General features: G+C 69.8%; 2 protein-coding genes. Both read left to right on the plus strand.

What is annotated here, in order from left to right:
* On the plus strand, nucleotides 1-275 hold a 275-nt coding region (locus VGX25_RS11395; protein ID WP_326917626.1), incomplete at its 5' end, for an ESX secretion-associated protein EspG.
* A 193-nt stretch (nucleotides 276-468) separates the two neighbouring features.
* A partial coding sequence (gene ftsH / locus VGX25_RS11400) for an ATP-dependent zinc metalloprotease FtsH (protein WP_326917627.1) occupies nucleotides 469-2462 on the plus strand: 1994 nt, incomplete at its 3' end.

Genomic DNA, 2462 nt, shown 5'->3' on the forward strand with positions numbered 1-2462 from the left:
GCGACATCGAGACCCGCAAGGCGTACGCCAAGCTGACGGCCATGCCGAACCAGCGGGGCGGGCAGATCGCGGCCAACAGCCGCACCGACATGCGGGGACGCCGCCGCTCGGCGGTGCTGTCGTGGTTCGACAACGAGTCCGGGCGCTACCTCGGCCAGCTGGCGACCGCGCGGGACGGCCGGGACTGGGCCACGGTCGCCCCGGCCGACGCGGCGACGCTGCGCGCCCGCGTCTCTGAGATGATGGCCACCGTCACGGCCGCGGTCGGTGCGTAGGGAACCTCCGCGCCGGACGGACCGTTGACCAGTGTGAAGCACGCTGCGCCCTACTTCGTGGGGTAAGCGCGCCTGAGCGGGCGGTACGCTGGTTGGACCGGAGTTCCCCGTCCGGCTAGTCAGTGCCGTCACTGCGCTAGGTGCAAGTACGTGCAAGTCAGGGAGGGTCGGGCCGCGCCGCGGCCGCAAGTGAATGGACCGCAAGCGCCTGCTTCGCAACCCGCTGCTGTGGATCCTGGTGGTGTTGCTGCTCTACTTCGCCTGGAGCTTCCTGGCGGACGACACCCGTGGGTACACCGAAGTCCCCACCTCCAAGGCCATCGCGCAGATCAACGCCGGCAACGTCGAGACGGCCGATCTGGAGGACAAGGAGCAACGACTCAAGATCACCCTGCGCAACCCGATCGACCAGGACGGGCAGCAGGTCAAGCAGATCATCACCCAGTACCCGGGCGGGGCGACCGGTGAGCTCTACAACGCGCTGCTGCGCAGCACGAACACCGAGTTCAAGACCACGGTCACCCAGGAGTCGTTCCTCACCCAGATCCTGATCTTCATCATCCCGCTGGTGCTGCTGCTGTTCCTGCTGATGTGGATGATGAACAACGTGCAGGGCGGCGGGAACCGGGTGCTCAACTTCGGCAAGTCCCGGGCCAAGCAGCTGCCCAAGGACATGCCCAAGACCACGTTCGCCGACGTGGCCGGCGCCGACGAGGCCGTCGAGGAGCTGCACGAGATCAAGGACTTCCTGCAGAACCCGGCCCGCTACCAGGCGCTCGGCGCGAAGATCCCCAAGGGCGTGCTGCTCTACGGCCCGCCGGGCACCGGCAAGACGCTGCTGGCCCGCGCGGTCGCCGGCGAGGCCGGAGTGCCGTTCTACTCGATCTCCGGCTCGGACTTCGTCGAGATGTTCGTCGGCGTCGGCGCCTCCCGCGTGCGCGACCTGTTCGAGCAGGCCAAGCAGAACGCGCCGTGCATCATCTTCGTCGACGAGATCGACGCGGTCGGCCGGCAGCGCGGCGCCGGCCTCGGCGGCGGCCACGACGAGCGCGAGCAGACGCTCAACCAGCTGCTGGTCGAGATGGACGGGTTCGACGCCCGCGGCGGGATCATCCTGATCGCGGCCACCAACCGGCCGGACATCCTCGACCCGGCCCTGCTGCGGCCCGGCCGCTTCGACCGGCAGATCCCGGTGTCCGCGCCGGACCTGATGGGGCGCAAGAAGATCCTCGAGGTGCACAGCAAGGGCAAGCCGTTCGCCCCGGACGTCGACCTGCACGCGCTGGCCAAGCGCACCGTCGGCATGTCCGGCGCCGACCTGGCCAACGTGATCAACGAGGCGGCGCTGCTCACCGCGCGGCAGAACGGGACGCTGATCAACGCGGCCGCGCTTGAGGAGTCGGTCGACCGGGTGATCGGCGGGCCGGCCCGCAAGAGCCGGATCATCTCCGAGAAGGAGCGCAAGATCACCGCCTACCACGAGGGCGGGCACGCGCTGGCCGCGTGGGCCATGCCGGACCTGGAGCCGGTGTACAAGCTGACCATCCTGCCGCGCGGGCGCACCGGCGGGCATGCCCTCGTGGTGCCCGAGGACGACAAGCAGATGCTCACCCGCTCGGAGATGATCGCCCGGCTGGTGTTCGCCCTCGGCGGACGCTCCGCCGAGGAGCTGGTCTTCCACGAGCCGACCACCGGCGCGTCCGGCGACATCGAGCAGGCCACCAAGATCGCCAAGGCGATGGTCACCGAGTACGGCATGAGCGCCCGGCTCGGCGCGGTCAAGTACGGCCAGGATCACGGCGACCCGTTCCTCGGCCGCACCATGGGCCACGCCCAGGACTACTCGCTGGAGGTCGCGCACGAGATCGACGAGGAGGTGCGCGCGCTGATCGAGGCCGCGCACACCGAGGCGTGGGACGTGCTCAACACCTACCGGGACGTGCTCGACGACCTCGTGATCGAGCTGCTCGAGCGGGAAACGTTGCAGCGCAAGGATCTCGAACGCATCTTCTCCACCGTGGAGAAGCGGCCGCGGATCACCGCGTTCAACGAGTTCGGCGGCCGCACCCCGTCGGACAAGCCGCCGGTCAAGTCGCCGGCCGAGCTGGCAAAGGAGCGCGGCGAGCCGTGGCCCCCGGCGCGCCCCGAGCCGTCGCCGACGCCGGTGGCCACCGCGCCGGGCGGGGG

The organism is Actinophytocola sp. (assembly GCF_035942955.1).
GTDB lineage: Bacteria > Actinomycetota > Actinomycetes > Mycobacteriales > Pseudonocardiaceae > DASYTH01.